This window comes from Microbulbifer maximicatervae (SeqCode), assembly GCF_052467325.1.
This window is the reverse complement of record NZ_CP174310.1, coordinates 1,309,701-1,329,732: the sequence shown is the minus strand read 5'-3', so window position 1 is coordinate 1,329,732 and position 20,032 is coordinate 1,309,701. Positions and strand designations below refer to the sequence as shown.

The following is a 20,032-nucleotide window of genomic DNA, read 5'->3' as shown; positions in this document are numbered from 1 at the left end:
ATCGAAATTAATTGTTGGGAGAATAGGGCTGTTGAGCGGCTCTATATTCTCCATCGTTCAATAGATAGCGGATCTCTACTTCGATTAATCCGGGATCGTTATTTTTAATGATGTTCGAATTATTTCTCTTTAGTAACAAGTGGCACACTCTCTCTCCACCCTGACGCCCAAATCCAAAACAAACATCCCGTTGATTTCAAAAATGATATGTTATAACGTTTCATTATTGATGGGAAGATGAACTGCTTAGGTGATGGAGTTTCTATGCAAGCAACGAAGCTACCAATGGAGTGTGAAAATCTGAATGAGATCCGCCAAGGTATTGATTCCATTGATCGCGAGATCATCAGGCTGTTGCAGCGGCGTATGGGGTATGTTTTGTCAGCAGCCCAGTTCAAGCCGGATGAAACGAGTATTCCTGCTCCAGACCGGGTTGCGGATATGTTGATTGACCGCCGTCGTTGGGCTGAGAAAGAACAACTTTCCGCAGATTATATAGAGCAGCTTTTTACCGGGATTATTCATTGGTTTATCAATCAACAAAAGCTGCATTGGCGCGCTGAGCGCGGCTTGCCCGTTGAGGAAGGTGTATGAAGGGCCGCTCTAAATATGCTGGCCTGGAAGCCTGTTTGCAGGAAGCCAAGTCCAGGGTAAGCCAGGGACAGCCAGAGGTTCTGGCATCGTTTTCAACTCCATGTCATAGACGCAACCCAATAGGGTTGTTTGCCACCGGCTATCAGCATGAAAGATTCGCGTCTCTGTGGGGTGTGCCCTCTAGAGATGAATATGCTGTGACCTTTGGCTCTGCCTGTGAATTTAGTTGTGCCCCTGGGGAATCTTGGTCTGAAATCCAAGCCAATTGGCAAAAATTACTGCCCTCCGCTGTGGTAAGCGGGGGGCATCGGCCGGTTTTGTGTGGTGGGTTTGCTTTTGATAGCCAAAAAGATTCCTCATCCTTGTGGCAAGACTTTCCCGCAGGGGCGCTTACGTTGCCCGAGTTGGCCCTTTACTGTGAAGGGGATCGCAGTTATCTGGTAATGAATTTTATCGTTACCGATCAAACAGAATGCAATCAGACTGCGGAGCGGGTGAAGGCGCGGTGGCAGCATATTTTGTCTCGTAGCTCTGACCTTTCTGCGAATGATAATGTGTTTTCGGTGGAGTCTGATTTTAGCCAAAATTGTGCAGGCCAAATGGCTTGGCAGCAGCGTGTAGTAGGGGCGGTCGAATCAATCAAGCGCAACGAGTTTCAAAAAGTAGTTCTCGCTCGTTCTGAATCACTGAGCGCGGATTGCTGCCCGGGAAGTATTCTCGGATATTTACAAGAATCTTACCCCGATGCCTATTTATTTGCCTTTTCCCGCGGAAAAAGTTGCTTTCTTGGGGCTTCGCCTGAGCGCTTAGCGGCTGGTAAAGACGGGTGTATTAGCACAGTTGCTTTGGCCGGTAGTGCACCTCGGGGAAAAGACCCGGCAACTGATTATAAATTGGGGATATCCCTGCTTGACAGCGATAAGGACCGATTTGAACACGACCTGGTTGTCCAACATCTCCTTTCTATTTTGCGCAAATACTGCCACAGCGTAGCGGAACCTGAACCGCCCCAACTCTGTAAATTAAAGCAAATTCAGCATTTGCTGACGCCTCTAGAGGGCTTGGTTAAAGATGGCGTAAATCTGTTGGATATCTTATCGGATTTACACCCCAGTGCTGCGGTGGGAGGCCTGCCGAGGAAAAAAGCACTGAAGTATATCCGTGAAAATGAAGACCTGGATCGCGGTTGGTATGCCGGACCTGTTGGTTGGCTCAATGCTGAGGGGGAAGGGGAGTTTGCTGTCGCGCTGCGCTCTGCACTTATTACTCCGGGCAAGGTAACACTATTTGCCGGTTGTGGCCTGGTTGAGGCTTCCCTTCCTGCCCACGAGTATCGTGAAAGTTGTATCAAAATGCGTGTTATCCGAGACGCAATAAGGAGCGTATCTCTTGTCGCCGAAGCCGCAGAATAAATCAGAGCCAATCAGTCCGGCCAGTTTGTTAAAGGATTTAGTTTGTCAGGCTATTGATGCCGATATTTATGGCATTCATCCGCAGGATGACTTAATTGCACTGGGGCTTAACTCAGTACAAGTCATGAAGATAGCTGGTCAATTAAGGCAGAAAAAGATCAAAGTAAAATTTGCTGATCTTATTGCAGTGCCTCAATTGAAAGCCTGGCTTTCTCTACCTCAGTTGGCTACTGGAACTGAAGAAAGTACCAGTGAACATTTATCTGTGCCGGGAGCCTTTGATGAAGGCACTCCCTTTGATTTGGCACCGATGCAACATGCCTATTGGATTGGACGAGACCCGAATCAATATTTAGGGGGCGTTGCCGCACATTTTTATCATGAGTTTGATGGCCAGGATGTAGTACCTGATCGTTTGGAACAGGCTGTGCGCTTCCTGTTCGAGCGGCATGGGATGTTGCGTGTTCAAATCCTCGATGTTGGTCGACAGCAGATTCCCACAGAAGTGAGCTGGCCCGGTTTAAAGGTTCATGATTTCAGGCATCAGGCTGCCGCAGAAGCGGAGCAGAGTCTTATCGCTGTTAGGGAGCAACTCTCCCATCGGCAGCTGGATATATCGCAGGGCGAGGTTTTTGATGTACAGCTCTCATTGTTACCTGCGGAATTAAAAGCTGGCGGCACACGCCTGCATATTAATCTGGATATGGTCGCTGCAGATGCCTTTAGTCTGCGCGTATTACTGAATGACTTGGCCAAGCTCTACCTGGAACCAGAGCAGTCTCTGGTTCCGCTTAATTACAGTTATCCGCGCTACCAGGCTGACCGCAGTGCTCTGCACTCAAAGAAAGAGTGGCAAGCTACAAAGCAACAGGCCAAAGCACACTGGCAGGCTCGTCTGCCAGATTTGCCCGGTGCCCCTCAGTTACCTACCGCAATAGGTGTTGAGCAAAAAGATAACCGTCGAGTGGTTCGTCGCCATTACAGCTTGAGTGCCGAAAAGAAAAACCAGCTGGCGGATTACGCGGGTTGTCATGGGATTACTTTATCCATGACCCTGGCGGCTGTGCTTGCCGAAGTGCTTACGGTCTATAGCGAAGAGTCAGATTTTCTGCTGAATCTCCCCCTGTTTGACCGGGAATCTCTACATCAGGATGTCAATTCACTGGTGGGAGATTTCACTTCTTCGATCTTACTCTCCTGGCAGGGCAGCCAGAGTGGAACCTTTGTTGAGCGTGCACAGCGTTTACAACACAACTTCCGTCAGGATGTAGCGCACGGGAGTTATTCCGGCGTAGAGGTGCTGCGTGACCTCAGTAGGCAACAGGGACAAACGGTGTTTGCGCCGGTTGTCTTTACCAGTGCGCTTGGGTTGGGAGAATTATTTGGCGAGTCAGTTCGCAGTGCCTTTGGAGATGTCAATTGGATTATCTCCCAAGGGCCACAAGTGTGGCTGGACGTACAGGTTATGGAACTCAAAGGTGGCCTGTCCGTAAACTGGGATGCGCGGGAAGCTGCTTTTGCTCCCGGCGTCCTGGATGGCATGTTTGCCGCCTTTACGCAGTTACTGGAATGCCTGATCGGCAGCCCGGAATTCTGGGCCCAGCCGATACCATCGCTGCTGCCAGCGGAGCAAAAGCAGCAACGCCAGCGGGTAAATTCCACGGCTAAAAAAACTCAGTCTCACCAATTACACGAGCAGTTTTTTAACAATGCTGAAAGCCACCCGGAAGCCGCGGCTTTGTATTGGAACGATGAGCAAATTAGCTATGGGGACTTGGCCCACAGCGCCTTGGCAATGGCAGCGTACCTGCAACTTCAGGGGGTTGAGCCTGGTGATATGGTCGGGATTTTATTGCCCAAAGGCGCGGAGCAGATTATTGCCGTTCTTGGGGTAATGGCTGCTGGAGCGGCTTACCTGCCGCTGGGAATAGACCAGCCACCGCTGCGCAGAGAGCGTGTGCTCAAGCTTGCCGGTGCCAAGCTGGTTATTGATGACTTGTCTGTGCTCTCGGGTGTCGCCCCTTTATCCCGGCCCGTAGTGGGTGAGACAAAAGATCTCGCTTATACCATTTTCACCTCTGGCTCTACCGGTGAGCCCAAGGGGGTTGAAATTAGCCACGGGAGTGCCTGGAACACCATAGCAGACATTAACGAGCGCTTTGCTGTTGATGAAAATGATCGCGTGCTCGCAGTATCGGCCTTGGATTTCGACCTATCCGTTTACGATATTTTTGGGCTGCTGTCCGCAGGTGGTGCACTGGTATTGGTTGAAGAGGAATCTCGACGGGATGCAGAGCGCTGGCACCAGCTGGTGTGTCAACATAACGTTACTGTTTGGAATACAGTGCCGGCCCTTTTGGATATGCTGTTAACCACCGGTGATGATACTCCAGCGGGAGAGCTGCGCCTGGTATTAAATTCCGGAGACTGGATCAGCCTGGACCTGCCGGAAAGGTTAAAACGTGTAAATCCGGATTGCCGCTTTATCGCTTTGGGGGGTGCCACCGAGGCTTCTATCTGGTCCAACAATTTTGAAATAAAAGAAGTCGATCCCTCTTGGAGATCCATCCCCTATGGTTACCCCTTAGCCAACCAGCAATTCAGGGTGGTGGATTCCCTGGGCCGAGATTGCCCTGACTGGGTGGTAGGGGAGTTGTGGATCGGTGGTGCGGGCGTTGCCCTTGGATACCGAGGTGCTGCTGAAATCACCGCAGCACGTTTTGTAACAGACGGAGGCGAACGTTGGTATCGCACCGGAGACCTGGGCCGCTATTGGCCAAATGGTTGCCTGGAATTTTTGGGCCGCGCCGATAACCAGATCAAAGTGCGTGGATACCGTATCGAACTCGGCGAGATTGAAGCCGCACTGACTGCGCACAAAGGGATTGCGCAAGCGGTTGCACTACTGACTCAGCGAGGTGTGGTTGCAGTTGTCGCTCTGGAGTCCAAATTATCGCAAGGGAATATAAATCCAGAAAAGTGCTTTGTTGATTTGCAGCAGTTGCAGGAACCCTTGAACGACCTGCGTGAATTCCTGAGTCAACGATTGACCAGCGCCATGCTGCCCAGTGAACTTTGCTGTCTCGCTGAAATACCCCTTACCGCCAATGGCAAAATTGATCGCGGCGGTTTACAGCAGTTTGCCGATGAATCCATAGCGCAACACCAGGCAAAGCAGAATCCACCGCAAGGTAAATTGGAGCAGCAGGTGGCTGCCGCCTGGTGCAAATTCCTCGATGTTACCGATATAGCGCGGGACGATAACTTCTTCGCACTCGGTGGTGACTCCCTGTTAGCAACCCGTGTTGTGCGAGACCTGCGTGAGTCGGGCTTTGAGGGTGTCACACTGTCGGAATTGTTTAGCCAGCCCAGCCTAGCCGACTTTGCTGCGACATTAGTTCAAGGCACACCTGAGAACCTAGAGCCAAATAAAGGCACTACCGAAATTGCCGCTACACCCTGGCAATCGGATAAGGCCAATCGGTACGCTGCTTTTGAACCTACCGATGTTCAGCGGGCTTATTGGCTGGGAAGGGACCCAGAATTTGTTTTGGGTGGTATCGGTTGTCACTTTTATCGCGAATACGACGTTGTTGGTCTCGATCTGGAGCGCTTGGAATCTGCGCTAAACACGATGATTACCCGCCATGAAATGCTGCGGGCTGTATTCGACAGCGAAGGTCGACAGCGCGTCCTTGCCGATGTGCCGAGATTTTCCATTGATGTTACAGACGTAGACAGCGATCCAACTTCTGCTTTTGCGCAACTGCGACAGGAGTGCGCGGAGCAGGTGTTTGAGCCCAGCAGCTGGCCACTGTTTGATGTCCGTGCGGTGCGCTGTGGGCGCAATACCCGATTGGCTATCGGTTTGGACAATTTGATTCTCGATGCCTTCAGTATTCTGCTGTTTTATCGTGAGCTAAATATCCTCTATCAGAGCCCTGAAACTCATCTACCTTCTATCGAACTCTCTTTCCGCGATTATGTGCGCAATATACTGCCGCAAACTATCGCCGTATTTGATAGTGATCTTGTCGAAGGTCCCCTGGCTGCCGCAAAAACATTTTGGCAGCATAAATTATCGGAGCTGCCTCCCGCGCCCCAGCTGCCCATTGTGCGGGAGCCGGCATCCATTGAGCGCCCGCACTTTGTGCGTCATCAACAGCATATTGATAAAGGGACCTGGCAAAACCTGGTTGCGCGCGCGGCTGAGCAGGGAATTACGCCATCAAGTCTGCTTCTAACCGCTTTTGCCGAAGTGCTTAGTCGTTGGAGCAGTCGCCCTGACCTGAGCCTGAATCTTACCTTGTTCGATCGCCGTGAAGTTCACCCGGATATCTATCGAGTGATGGGGGATTTCACCTCCTTGACCCTGGTGGGTTACCGGCCAGAGGCCGGTGACAGCTGGTTGGTGAGAGCGAAAAAAATACAAGGGGAAGTTGGCGCGGCCCTGGAACATCGCGATATTTCCAGTGTTAGCTTGATGCGGGAATTAGCCCGCCGACAGAGCGACGCGGAAGCCACAATGCCCGTGGTCTTCACCAGTGCACTGGGTATTCCCGGTGGCACAGCGGCACCGGAGGATGGGCCTCTGCGGGAACCCATCTGGGCCCTGACACAAACGCCGCAAGTCTGGTTGGATCACCAGGTGGTCGAAGTCGAGGGAGGCGTTTTCTTAAATTGGGATGTGGTCGAAGCGCTTTTCCCTGAGGGGATGTGCGCGGAAATGTTCCAGGCCTATATCGGCTTACTCCAATGGGCGGGTGACGCTGAATGGGATTCCACACCGCCTGATTTATTACCCAAGGCTCAACGGGAACTGAGAACCCAGCTTGAAAAGCGTACCGCAATTGACCCAACGGATAATTTGTCGCAGCGATTTTTCCAGCGGGCAAAAGCAAATCCCGACAATATCGCCTTATATTGGGGAGACGATAATTCTCTGAGTTATGGCGTTCTGGCAGAACGTGCTTTGCGTATCGCTGCCTGGTTATTGGAAAGCCAGGTTTCACCTGCCGAGGTGGTGGCCGTTAACCTGCCGAAAGGACCCGACCAGATTGCCGCTGTTTTGGGCGTACTCGCAGCGGGAGCCACTTATTTACCTGTCGGTATCGATCAACCGCAGGCGAGGCGTGAGTCAATGTTGCGCCGTGCCGATGTAAAAGTGGTGCTCGACCAAAGTGCAATTCAACAGGCCGAACAGTTCGCTCCTATAGATGAGCCTATTGCAACAGAAGCTGAGCAACTGGCTTATATCATTTTCACTTCCGGCTCCACAGGTGAACCCAAGGGCGTCGAAATTAGTCATGGTGCCGCCTGGAATACCATTGCGGATATCAACGAACGTTTCTCTGTTGATGAAAATGATCGTGTACTGGCCATTTCAGCCCTGGATTTTGACCTCTCTGTTTACGATATTTTCGGGCTGCTATCGGTGGGCGGTGCGCTGGTATTGATTGATGAAAAGGATCGGCGGGATGCCGAGCGCTGGCATCAACTGGTATGTCGATATGGCGTTACCCTCTGGAATACAGTACCGGCGCTACTGGATATGTTGCTCACTGTCGGTGCCGATACGCCGCCGGGCGCATTGCGCTTGGTATTGAACTCCGGGGATTGGATTGCCCTGGATTTACCGCAGCGCTTAAAACAAATACAGCCCGATTGCCGTTTTATCGCACTGGGTGGTGCCACTGAAGCTTCTATTTGGTCCAACAGTTTTGAAGTAAAAGAAGTTGACCCAAGCTGGCATTCGATTCCCTATGGATACCCACTGGCCAACCAGCAATTTAGGGTGGTGGATACCCAAGGGCGCGATTGCCCTGACTGGGTTACAGGTGAACTGTGGATTGGCGGTGACGGAGTCGCCATGGGCTATCGCGCAGCACCAGAGTTAACCGAAACGCGCTTTGTCACTGTCAATGGTGAGCGCTGGTATCGCACAGGGGATCTTGGGCGCTATTGGCCGAATGCCTGCCTGGAATTTTTGGGACGTGCCGATAGCCAGGTCAAAGTGCGTGGCCATCGTATTGAGTTGGGTGAAATCGAAAGCGTACTTACTCGCCAAGTGTTTGTGCAGCAGGCCTTGGTGCTGGTTAATGCACAAAAGTTGGTTGCTGCCGTTGTGCTCGGGCCCCAGTGCCCAACAGATTTTAATACTGACGACCTACGGGAATACCTTCGCTCCCAGCTGCCTTCTTATATGGTCCCGGATTTCGTTGTGACTTTGCCGGAAATGCCCCTGAGTGCAAATGGCAAAGTGGATCGCGCTCTAGTTTTAAAGCAAGTAAATGCAGCAGAAAAGCCGGAACAACAGAAAGCCCCTGAACTGGTAACAGACAACGAACGCTTGGTGGCGCAGATTTGGCAGGAGCTTCTCAGCTTGCCAAAGATTAACCGCGATCAAAGTTTCTTCGAACTCGGTGGCGATAGTTTATTGGCGACACGCTTTATTGACCGCCTAAAACAGCAGCACCGTTTGCTCCTTCCCCTCAGACGTTTATTTGCCTCTCCGAGACTGGCAGATGTTGCCGGTGCCCTAAGCACAATGGAACCGCCAGTGGATATTGATGCGGATATGGTGGAAGAGGGCGTGATATGAATTTGATAAGTAAATTATTTTTCAGCGATTGGACGGAGTTTTAACCCCATGACGGCTATGGAACTGATCGACGAACTACAAGGGCTTGGGGTTGAACTTTGGACCGAGTCTGAACAATTGCGTTTCCGCGCAGCCAAAGGCCTGCTGACCGAGCAGCACAAGCAAGGGTTACGGGAGCATAAGTTACAAATTATTGAAATATTAAACGCTGCTCAATCAGGCGCTGGCAATGATTCTGGTTTGGGAGTGGTGGTCGAGACCGACACAGAAAATCGGCATGAGCCTTTCCCTTTAACCGATGTACAGACTGCCTACCTGTTGGGGCGGCAAAATGCATTTGGCTATGGTGGCGTTGCCTGTCACGGCTACCTGGAGCTGGAATATCCCGGATTAAACCCAAAAGGTTTGCAGGAAGCCTGGAACCAGCTGATTGAGCGTCACCCTATGTTGAGGGCGGTTATTGAGCAGGAGGGATATCAGCGGGTTCTCCAGGAAGTGCCGCACTACCAGATGATCAGTCAGGACCTCACCGGCATGGATGAGGAAGCCTTGGAGCTCGCCCTTAAATCGGTGAGAGATGAATTGGACCACCGTGTGTACACCATTGGTGAGTGGCCGATGTTCGAGCTGCGCCATACCCGCACGGATAAAGGACATATCGTACATTTCTCTATGGATGCACTGATCGCAGACTGGGCCAGTGCGGGCATATTGTTTAGCGAGCTTGATGTTCTGCTAGCGAATCCCGGTGCGTCCCTACCTGCACTGGAAATCGATTTTCGCGATTACCTACTGGCCGAACGGAGTCTACTGGACAGCCAGGGTTACCAAAACGATCGCCGCTATTGGTTGGACCGCCTCGATCAACTGCCGGCAGCACCTGAGCTACCGGTATTGCCGCCAGCCTCAGAAGCGGAATCTGTGCGCTTTAATCGCCATCACTACCGCTTGGATATTACCCATTGGCAGAAACTGAAGCAGCGAGCCGGTGCTGCTGGACTGACCGCATCAGTTGCCGTACTGGCTGCCTACGCCGGGGTATTGCAGCGTTGGAGTCGTCAGCCACGCTTCAGCCTGAGTCTTACATTATTAAATCGATTGCCCTTACACCCTCAGGTCAATCAGCTGATCGGGGACTTTACTTCGGTCAGTGTACTGGCGATTGATGATTCCACAGGAAAGTCCTTTCGCGATTGGGCGGCCAGTATCGGCGAGCAGCTGTTCAATGATATTGATCACCGCTTGTTCTCCGGCGTGGAATTACTGCGGGAGCTATCCCGTGCACGAGGACCGGAGGCCGCATTGATGCCGGTGGTATTTACCAGTGCTATTGGCCTGGGAGATACAGAAAAACCTGCCAGCGGTAGAGAGTCTGGCAGAGGAATTACCCAGACACCGCAAGTCACCTTGGACTGCCAAGTGAGAGATGACGCCGATGGTCTGGAAATCAACTGGGATGTGCGCCAGGGCGTTTTTCCATCGGGCCTGGTGGAAGATATGTTCGCGGCATTTACCGGCTTGTTGAATGAGCTTTCCACGAGTGGCGATGGGCAATGGCTGAGTACGTCTCCGGTTTCTTTACCCGAGTGGCAGCAACAGGAGAGACATCAGGTTAATCAAACCGATGGACCTGTTCCTTCAGCGTTATTGCATCAGGGCGTATTTGTACAGGCAGCGGCGACGCCGGAAGCTATCGCCATTATTGATTGCAATGGCAGTGTGAGTTATGGCGACCTGGCAAAAAAAGCGGCGGGCATCGCCAAAGCTCTGGCTAAAGAAGGTTTCCAGCTGGGTAGCCGTGTCGCTATTGCAATGCCGAAAGGGCGAGAGCAAATAGCGGCGACTCTTGGTGTGCTCCTGGCCGGTGGTATCTATTTGCCACTGGATGCGGCACAACCGGAAATACGGCTCAATAAATTATTGCTCAGTGCAGAGGCGGAACAGGTCCTGACTCTCAGTGACCTCGCCAGCCAAGTTCAGTGGCCATCAGAAGTGCAGGTGATCAGTGTCGATACCCTGGCTCCTGAAACTGAAATTCCGCTGGCCAGCAACGGTGACCCGGAGCAGCTCGCTTACGTTATCTATACGTCCGGTTCTACCGGCGATCCCAAAGGAGTGATGATTAATCATCGGGCCGCTTTGAATACGGTGCTGGATATTAATCGCCGTTTCGAGGTGGGCCCGAGCGATCGTATCTTGGGTTTGGCTCAACTCAGTTTTGATTTGTCGGTCTACGATATTTTCGGCCCCTTGGCAGTGGGTGCGACTTTGGTATTGACCGATCCGGCCCGTGGCGCAGACCCTTCGCACTGGGCGGAGGTCATGGATGAGCACCGGGTGACATTGTGGAACTCTGTTCCTGCGCAGTTACAAATGCTGGCTACCTATTTGGATACAGAGCCTCGTCCATTGTCTGATTGGCGATTGGCAATGCTGTCGGGAGACTGGATTCCGGTTACTTTACCGGAACATATCCGGCGCCATGTGCCAGCACTCGACCTGATCGGTATGGGTGGGGCTACAGAAGCTGCGATTTGGTCCAATTATCACCGTATTGATCGGGTCGACTCTGCTTGGACCAGTATTCCCTATGGCGTGCCGCTGACGAACCAGGGCTTCAGGGTATTGGATAGCCAATTGCGCGATGCCCCTGTGTGGGTAGCGGGTGAGCTGATGATTACTGGCCTCGGATTGGCCGATGGTTACCTCGGTGATGCGGCCCTCTCTGAACAGAAATTCTTCTATCACCCGACGGATGGCCAGCGCCTTTACCGCACTGGTGACTTGGGCCGCTATTTACCCGGTGGTGAACTCGAATTCCTGGGCCGTGAAGACGGACAGGTAAAAATTCGCGGACACCGTATTGAGCTGGGAGAAGTGGAGTCTGCATTGCTGGCCCACCCCGCAGTGTCAACAGCGGCGACGGTGATTGAAAAGAAAGAGGGAGACTCGCGAGCGGATTTAAATCTGTTGGGTTTTGTGGAAAGCCGTCGCTTAGATGATGCAGAACCGGCGACTATTGATCCTGAGCTGGTGAATTCAGTGCGTCAGTTTGCGGACTATCAGGCTGGTGAGCCAGAAGCTGTCAGTGTCGGCGATTATGTGCAGGCACTTGAAAATGCATCCCTGTTATCGATGCTTCACGGTCTGGTGGAATTAGGGGCGTTTACAAATTGTGGGCAGGGATATAGTTCAGAAGAAGTTCTCTCCTTAGCCAAAGTACATGAAAAGCATCACTGGTTAGTGCGTCGTTGGTTGGACCTTCTCGTTAACGCAAAGCTGCTCAGCTTATCCACTGCCAGCTCCAGTACTGAGGAAAAATACACGCAAACCCAAGAAGTTGATGCTTCCGCAGTTGATGCTGTGTGGAAGCGAGTTGAGCAGGGGATTGAAAGCGGCTTTTGTAATCGGGAATTCCTGCAATATCACCGGGATCATATCGAGTTATTACCGCAGTTATTAGCGAATCAACAAAACCCATTTGAGTTGTTGTTCCCCCAGGGCGACCAGCAAGTGGCTTTGGCTCTCTATCGAGATGATCTTATCGCCCGCTATAACAATGCCGCCGCTGCCGCATTAATTAACCGTATTGCCGCCCAGAGCGATAGAGGGTTAAGGGTTCTTGAGCTGGGTGCGGGCACAGGGGCTACCAGCGCTTCTGTTATTCCTATGTTGGATGGATATGACGTCGATTATCTATTCACTGACATGACTGCATTTTTCCTGACTGAGGCTCGCCGCCAATTTAAAGAGTGGCCTTGGGTGCGCTTTGGATTAATGGATCTCAATACCGACTATCGCGCCCAGGGTTTGGCTCCTAATAGCGCAGATGTCATTTTATGTGCAGGTATGCTCAACAGCACCCGAGATCCAGAGGCGGCTATTGCCAGTGTTGTGGAGTTACTGGCACCCGGAGGCTGGTTAATCCTGACTGAGCCAACGGTGGATCACGCCCATATCTTACTCACCCAGGGCTTTATGATGGACCCGGCGGGTGATGATCGCGCTTGTGGTGCGACCAAGTTCCTTTCTATCGGGAAATGGCAGTCGCTGTTGAAAGCCAATGGAGCCGGACAGATTCTTTCTCTGCCTGAAGATGACCATCCTTTGTCTGCCTTCGGCATGAATCTACTGGCCGCGCAGATGAAAACTGACAGACAGGATTTGAGTGCCAGGACACTGCGGGACTTTTTAGCGAATCGGTTGCCCGCACATATGGTGCCCGCACATTTGCAAGTTCTCGACCAGCTACCGCTCACCGCCAATGGCAAGATCGATCGCAAAAAGCTGGCTGGTTGGCGCCCAGTGACGGGGGATACGCAAGAGATTGGGAACTCAGAGCAAATGGACCCACTGGAAACCGCTCTGTGCAAACTCTGGGCGAATGCATTGGGTCTCGATAATGTCGGCCGCCAGGATAGCTTTTTTGATCTCGGTGGTGACTCGCTGATTATGGCGCGGGTTGCAGGGCGATTGCTGGAAGAAATTCCGGAAGCGAAACCTTTCACTTACGACGCCTTGTTGCGCCACATGCTCAACGGACCAACGGTTGCTGCATTGGCCAGAGCCCTGAGAGTTGAGCCGGATGCTGTTGCCGAGGGGCAGGAAGATACTGAGAGCGACACTTTGGTTGCCACTACCCGAGAGGGCAGCAATTCCTTGATGGTTCCTTTCAGTCATATAGGCGAGGGTAAAGGGGCATCTAAAGAAGGGGCGCCGGTACGGATTATGTTCCATGCAGCCCTGGGTACCCTGGATTATTTCCAGCACTTGGGCAAAGCGCTTGCGGCTCAAGATCTGGGTCCAGTATTTGGGATTGCGGTAGCGAATACGGAAGAGTATTTGTCGATTGATGCAAAAGAATTAATCGAGCGCACCGCCGACGATTACGCCCAGCGAATAATTGACGAGGGCTACCAGCGCTGCCAGTTAATTGGTTACTGCCTGGGTGGTCTGCTGGCGACGGAAGTTTCGCGGAGATTGCTGGAGCGCGGGGTCGATGTGATTGACCTGAGCCTGATCGACAGTATCCCAATGTTTGTCGATACCGATGAAGAGCTGGCTTTCGAAGCGATTTTTGCCCCCAACCTAAATCTCGATCCGGTAAAAGCGGTATTTGGTGAGCATATCGAGAGCGAAGACATTTCCCGCGCGATCGAGACCTTAATGCAGAAACACAACGGTCGTGTTCCCGCCGGTGTGATGGCAGAACTCAATGGTGATGCGGGGCTGGAAGCGGTAGCCGAAGCCGTGCGACAACGCTCTGAACTCACCCAGGAACAGCGCCTGGCCAGTTATACCGAAATGGCCTCTGCCCAAGCGGGTGTGCCGGTCGAAGCCGCGATGATACCGGGGCTTTTCCGGGTGTGCCGACACAGTATGCGCGCCGCCTGTTTTGACCTTCCTCCCTATATTGGCGATATGACCTACTTGCGCTGCCAGGAAGAGCAATCCTTCGGTGTCACCGCCGGCGTAGGGCATATGGCTGCGCCTTATTGGCAGGAAGTTTGTCTGGGTGATTTTGAATTAATCGATGTGCCGGGCAATCACTTTAGCGTTATGGAACCGCCGCAGGTTGCCACCGTCGTCGAGCATTTGGCAAAACCATTACAGCGCAGTAAAGCGGGTAAATAGATGGCTGAGCAAATTTTGCCAAAGTCTGACCTGCGGGAACTGATGCGTCCATTTCGTGGCCTCGTGTGGCTGGGGGTGGCGCTCGGTGCTTGTGGTGCACTCACTTCGCTGATCCCTTTTATTGGTATCGTTGAGTTGGCTCGCCTGTTCCTTGCGCCGGATATCAGTGATATTGCCGAGGCGATTATTCCTGTTGTGTTGGCGATAGTTGCCGGGCTGGCGATGGGCTGGATTTGCACCGTAATCGGTTTGTGGTTAACCCATATTGCCGACCAGCGTATGCAGGCGGAACTGCGACGTGCCCTGGTGCGGAAATTGGGACAGGTCCCTCTGGGTTGGTACAGCGAGCACACTTCCGGTGCGGTCCGTAAGGCAGTACAAGACGATCTCGATGATCTTCACCATATGGTTGCGCATCATCAGGTGGAGTTGGCCGCTGCGTTTGCACTGCCGCTGGCGGGCTTGGGCTACTTATTCTGGCTCGACTGGCGCTTGGCCCTGTTAGCGGTAGTTACCCTGCCAATTTACCTGGTGTCCTACGCCTGGATGATGCGTGGTTTCGGGGAAAAAATGCAGCAGCTGGATAAGGACTTTGGCCGGGTCAGTGCTGCGATTGTTGAATTTGTCCACGGCATTGCGGTGGTCAAGGTTTTCTCGCAAACCGGTCGCGCCCACAGAAATTACCAACAGGCCGTCGAGGATTTCAGTCGCCGTTATACAAGCTGGGTTACACCGCTTGTGCGTCTGGAGGCAGTCACCTCTCTGGCCCTGTCGGTGCCAGTCATTATGTTGGTGAGTCTGGGGGGGGGCGCCTGGCTGGTAGTGAATACAGGCATTCAGCCAATCGATGTTCTCGCAACCACATTGATCGCGGTAATGATTCCTCAGACCATGCTGACTTTGAGCCAGGGATTAACCGCCCAGCAAAAAGCCAAAGCCGCCGCAGCCAGAATAGATCAATTACTGAAGGTTGCACCCCTGGCTAGTACCTCGGAACCCAAAGAGCCCAAAGATACAGGGCTGCTCTTTAAGCAGGTCAGTTTTGCCTATACCCGGGATCGGCAGGTATTAAGCGATATTACTTTGCGCTGTCACCCCGGCTCGATCACAGCTTTGGTGGGGAGCTCCGGTGCCGGGAAATCCACCCTGGCCAAACTAGTTCCCCGTTTTTATGACGTGGCCCAAGGTGCTGTGCTTCTGGGAGACGTCGATGTCCGTGATATAGATCCGGACAATTTATATCGACATGTTGGCTTTGTACTTCAAGAGACCCAGCTATTGGGTGGCACTGTGGCAGATAACCTGCGCCTTGGGCGCCCGGATGCCAGTGACCAGGAGTTGGTAGATGCAGCGCGCAGTGCCTGCATCCATGAAAAAATTTTAAGTTTCCCCCAAGGTTACCAGGCGGTTATTGGCAAGGATGCCTTTTTTTCTGGTGGAGAAGCGCAGCGTTTAAGTATCGCGCGGACGCTTTTAGCAGATGCCCCTGTGTTGATTTTGGATGAGGCCACAGCTCACGCCGATCCGGAATCCGAAGCCCAAATTCAGCAGGCATTGTCCTGCCTGGTGCGCAATCGCACGGTACTGGTGATTGCCCATAAGCTGCACACCATCACCGAAGTCGATCAGATTGCGGTCCTGGACGGCGGCCGCTTGGTTGAATGCGGAAGTCACCGACAACTGTTGGCTGAGAGCAAGCACTACGCGGAACTATGGCGTTTGTACAACAGTGCTGAACAAAACGAAGAAGCAATGAATGGTGGGGCTCAGGTTATTAGCGGGGTCTCATCATGATTCGTAGTTTGCTTGCCATTCTCGGACCCGCGCATCGCCGTGAAGTTGGCACTTATACAGTATGGCTTCTCGCCTATGGCGTGTTGCAGGGAATCGCGGTGACGCTTCTGGTACCTCTGCTCAGCGCACTGTTGGCATCTGAGATGGAGGCGGTTGGGTATTGGTTGCTTTCCCTGTTATCGGTAGTTGTGATTGCTTGTATTGCCCGTTACCAGCAAACCGTAAAAGGGGCTGCACTGGCCATCCTGGTATTGAAAACCCTGCACAATCGCTTGGGTGAACACCTCTCTCAACTTCCCCTCGGTTGGTTCAGTGCAGAAAAAGTCGGTCGTTTGTCCCGCAGCGCAACCGGGGGCACCTTGATGGTGACTAACGTTTTTGCCCACCTGTTGCCCCCTGTTGTCAGCGGTGTTGTCACTCCGCTGACAGTGGGGGTGGCAATGTTGTGGTTTGACTGGCGACTGGGGCTGACCGCTTTGTTGTTTGTGCCCTTGATTTATGTCGGCCATCGTTGGTCCTCCCAGTGGATCGGCGCCATGGAAACGGAAGTGGATGCTGCTGGTGCTCGCGCCAGCAACCGGGTAGTGGAGTTTGCGCGCAACCAGGCGGTAATGAGGGCATTTGGTAAAAACGTCAGTGGTTATCTCCCACTGGAAGAGGCGATTGCCGGGCAAAGCAGAGCGGCGGGTTCCATGTTGCAGCAGACCTTCCCCCGCTTGTTTGCCGGTGGATTTATGGTGCAACTCGCCTTTGCCGCAGTGATTGCCGTGGGTGTTTGGCTCACGCTCAATCAACAACTTCCCCCTATTGAATTGGTGGCTTTGCTAGCTTTAGCGGCCCGATTTACCGGTCCTCTGGCGGAACTCGCCGGGCGCAGTGGTCTGCTGCGCATGGCCGGTAATGATTTGCACAGACTGGCCGCTATCTTTTTTGAGCAGTCGCTACCTGAGCCATCCAGATCTCAGCCTTTTACCGAGCAGGGTGGGTTGGTTGAATTTTCAAATGTGAATTTTAGCTACGAGTCGGGGCAACCGGTATTGAAGGATCTTTCCTTTAGGGTTTCTCCGGGTACCACTACAGCGATAGTCGGTGCATCAGGCTCGGGTAAAACCACCATCACCCGTTTGTTATTGCGTTTTTTTGATACCGACCAGGGCCAGGTAAAAGTGGGCGGGGTGGATGTGCGGCAACTGCGCACAGAAGACCTGATGCGGCAGATCTCTATCGTTATGCAGGATGTGTATCTGTTCAGCGACACCCTGGAAGCGAATATTCGCTTGAGCTGTCCCGAAGCCAGTCAGGAAGAACTGGAACGTGTGGCGAAACTGGCTGGCGTGGATGAGATTATCGAGCGTTTGCCCCAGGGATGGCAGACGCAGGTAGGTGAGGGGGGCGCTGCACTTTCTGGTGGCGAACGCCAGCGGGTTTCTATCGCCCGTGCCCTATTAAAAGCTGCACCTATTGTTGTGTTGGATGAAGCAACAGCAGCACTCGATCCGCGCAATGAAAAGTACCTGAACAGTTCCCTGCAGCAATTAAAACAAGGGTCCACTGTCATTGTGATCGCCCATCAATTATCCACCATTATGAACGCGGATCAAATAATCGTACTTGAAGAAGGTGCGGTGGCTGAAGTTGGCAATCACCGCAAGTTGTTATCACAGCAGGGGCTGTATGCACATTTTTGGCACCAGCGCAGCCGTGCTACTGGCTGGCGTTTGGTTGAGTCCGATACGGAGGTAAGCCTATGACAATTGCGATTTTAGGTGGTTATGGCGATGTGGGCGCAGCGGTTACCGGTTATTTACAGTCCCTCGAGTTGGGTGCTATGCGTATTGGTGGTCGCAATGCACATAAACAGCCGCTATCCAGTGATTCGGTAATTTCTTATCAGACGGTGGACTACCTGGATGCAGCCTCACTGGATCAGTTTGTATCTGGCTGTGAGGTTCTGATCAATTGTGCAGGACCTTCACATTTAATTGGCGACAGGGTTGCCAAAGCTGCGGCACAAGTGGGAGCAGCCTATATCGATGTTGCTGGCGATGAAGCCCTCTATGAGCAACTCGATGGATCCTATTACCAGAGCTATGGTCTGACCGCAGTTTTATCTGCTGGATTACAGCCGGGGCTCAGTAGTCTGCTACCACGCTGGCTGGCAGAGCAGGAGTTTTCACAGGTAGAGAGCCTGATCAGCTATTTCGGCTTGCGCGATCGATTTACCGATGTCGCCGCCGATGATTATTTGCAAGGTGCCAATGAACAGCACAATAAACCCTTGGCAGCCTGGCGCAATGGACGCCGGGTGAGTGGAATATTGAAACGCCGTTCCGATGTCGAGCTGCCCTTTTTTCCTGCATCTACCACTGTGCTTCCGTATTTAAATAGCGAGGGCGAGCTCCTGGCTCAGGATTTATCCCTCTCTGATGGTGATTGGTATAACGCGGTTAGCGGCTCTTATATTTTATCCGCCTTTAATACTGCCCATGGTTTTAGCCGCGATGAAGCGCGTGCAGCCCTGTGTCGGGCCAGTGAATTGGATCTGGCGGGGCGCGATCCCTATGTGCTGATGCTTTTGCAACTTACCGGTAAATACAACAAGCAAGAGCGCACGCGCACAGCCGCGTTGCGGGGCACTGGCAATGCAGATCTAACAGCAGCGGTAGCCGCAGTCACCACTATGGCTGTACTTCGCGATGAAATCCCACCGGGTTGTCATTACTGCGCCCAAGTATTGCCGCCGGCATTGGCGATGGAACGCATGTCGAAGATTGGGGCATTGAGTTTTTTAACCACCCTGGAAACAAGTATTGAAGATATGGTGTGCCTTGAGGAGGGAGCCATTTGAAAAACCTAACACCTCCACCCGCCGATATCACCCATGAGGCTGGGCTGGCAGCTTTACCCGCTGAGCTTGCTACAGACAGTGGTTTGGCAAAACTGCCGGCTGCAATGCAGAGGCTTGAGTTTATCAGCCTGCGGGCGATTATGGAGTTATTTTCCTCCAGCGGAGTGCTGACTCCAGAGAGTGTTGGGCGCGGCAGTGAGGAAATTATTAATACGCTAGGTACCGCCTGCCGACACCATTGGTTAATTCGCCGCTGGCTGGTGGCCTTGGTTGAACGAGAGTTTTTGAGGCTCAGTAATGGCAACTACTCCTGGGAGCAAATTCCTGAGAGTGCAGTCGGAGCAGATAAATTACCGGAGGCCTACGGTGCGCTGGGATTCCCCCCTGAAATGGCCGAGTCACATCAAAAGCTCCTGACGCATTTGTCTGAACTGGTGCGGGATCAAGTCTCCATTAATCAATTGCTGTTCGAGAATGGAGAAATACTAACGGCACTGGCCGCCTACCAGAACAACTGGTTTACGACGTATCTCAATTATGCCGCAGCGTACATCGTAAAACAGGCCGTCAAGCCAGGGCCTATGCTGAGAGTGCTTGAATTGGGGGGAGGTGCAGGCCTAACCACTTCGGCAATTTTAGATACTTTAGCCGGAAGGCCGGTTAATTATCGCTTTACCGATGTATCGCCAGTATTTACCACTGCGGCACAGAAAAAATTTCGCAATCACATCGGTTTGCGTTGCAGCCTGCTCGATATCAATGCGGATTTCACTGCGCAGTCAATCCCAGCAGCTAGCACCGACATTGTTGTGGCTGGCAATGTTTTGCACAACGCCGCTCATATTGGCCAAACCCTGCAGCGTATTCGTCGTTCTCTGGTCACCGGTGGCTGGCTGTTGTTTAGCGAATCCACTCGGGATAACCACGCCATGTTAACGGCTATGCAGTTTCTGCTTTCCCCTGCTGAATCCGGGACTCTTTTGGGCAGTGAAGATCGGCGAGGGGGCTCGGATCAGGTATTTATCGATAGCGCAGCCTGGCAGGAAGAGCTGGTTAGCGCTGGCTTTGAGATTAAGTACTTCCTGGCACCCTCGACATCGCCGCTATCAGTAGCCGGCCAAACCTTATTTGTTGCAAGGGCGGTTTAAG

8 protein-coding genes are annotated in these 20,032 nt (G+C 52.6%); all 8 read left to right on the top strand.

The window, feature by feature from the left end; genetic code table 11:
- Window positions 1–264: 264 nt before the first annotated feature.
- From ACJJIE_RS06190 to ACJJIE_RS06155, 8 genes are read left to right on the top strand one after another with little or no spacing between them, the layout of a single operon-like run.
- Window positions 265–594, top strand: a complete 330-nt coding sequence (locus tag ACJJIE_RS06190) for an isochorismate lyase (protein ID WP_020415350.1) — start codon at window positions 265–267, stop codon at window positions 592–594.
- On the top strand, window positions 591–2,006 hold the full coding sequence (locus ACJJIE_RS06185; protein ID WP_444893949.1) for an isochorismate synthase: 1,416 nt from the start codon (window positions 591–593) through the stop codon (window positions 2,004–2,006). Before ACJJIE_RS06190 ends, ACJJIE_RS06185 begins: the two co-directional genes overlap by 4 nt.
- On the top strand, window positions 1,984–8,607 hold the full coding sequence (locus ACJJIE_RS06180) for a non-ribosomal peptide synthetase (protein ID WP_444893948.1): 6,624 nt from the start codon (window positions 1,984–1,986) through the stop codon (window positions 8,605–8,607). The genes ACJJIE_RS06185 and ACJJIE_RS06180 overlap by 23 nt, the downstream gene beginning before the upstream one ends.
- 48 nt (window positions 8,608–8,655) lie before the next feature.
- Window positions 8,656–14,241, top strand: coding sequence for a non-ribosomal peptide synthetase (locus tag ACJJIE_RS06175; RefSeq protein WP_444893947.1), 5,586 nt, complete (start codon window positions 8,656–8,658; stop codon window positions 14,239–14,241).
- Window positions 14,242–16,035 carry an ABC transporter ATP-binding protein gene (locus tag ACJJIE_RS06170; RefSeq protein ID WP_444893946.1) on the top strand — a complete coding sequence of 598 codons (1,794 nt, stop codon included), beginning with the start codon at window positions 14,242–14,244 and terminating at the stop codon, window positions 16,033–16,035.
- The gene (locus tag ACJJIE_RS06165; RefSeq protein WP_444893945.1) at window positions 16,032–17,786 is read left to right on the top strand and encodes an ABC transporter ATP-binding protein; all 1,755 of its coding nucleotides are present in this window, start codon (window positions 16,032–16,034) and stop codon (window positions 17,784–17,786) included. The genes ACJJIE_RS06170 and ACJJIE_RS06165 overlap by 4 nt, the downstream gene beginning before the upstream one ends.
- On the top strand, window positions 17,783–18,883 hold the full coding sequence (locus ACJJIE_RS06160) for a saccharopine dehydrogenase NADP-binding domain-containing protein (RefSeq protein ID WP_444893944.1): 1,101 nt from the start codon (window positions 17,783–17,785) through the stop codon (window positions 18,881–18,883). The genes ACJJIE_RS06165 and ACJJIE_RS06160 overlap by 4 nt, the downstream gene beginning before the upstream one ends.
- Window positions 18,880–20,031, top strand: a complete 1,152-nt coding sequence (locus tag ACJJIE_RS06155) for a class I SAM-dependent methyltransferase (protein WP_444893943.1) — start codon at window positions 18,880–18,882, stop codon at window positions 20,029–20,031. Before ACJJIE_RS06160 ends, ACJJIE_RS06155 begins: the two co-directional genes overlap by 4 nt.
- Window position 20,032: the final 1 nt, after the last annotated feature.

What these genes read in the sequence shown, in the direction of transcription:
- ACJJIE_RS06170 (WP_444893946.1), top strand. Translation starts at nt 14,242, where the DNA reads ATGGCTGAGCAAATTTTGCCAAAGTCTGACCTGCGGGAACTGATGCGT.
- ACJJIE_RS06160 (WP_444893944.1), top strand. Translation starts at nt 17,783, where the DNA reads ATGACAATTGCGATTTTAGGTGGTTATGGCGATGTGGGCGCAGCGGTT.
- ACJJIE_RS06175 (WP_444893947.1), top strand. Translation starts at nt 8,656, where the DNA reads ATGACGGCTATGGAACTGATCGACGAACTACAAGGGCTTGGGGTTGAA.
- ACJJIE_RS06185 (WP_444893949.1), top strand. Translation starts at nt 591, where the DNA reads ATGAAGGGCCGCTCTAAATATGCTGGCCTGGAAGCCTGTTTGCAGGAA.
- ACJJIE_RS06165 (WP_444893945.1), top strand. Translation starts at nt 16,032, where the DNA reads ATGATTCGTAGTTTGCTTGCCATTCTCGGACCCGCGCATCGCCGTGAA.
- ACJJIE_RS06190 (WP_020415350.1), top strand. Translation starts at nt 265, where the DNA reads ATGCAAGCAACGAAGCTACCAATGGAGTGTGAAAATCTGAATGAGATC.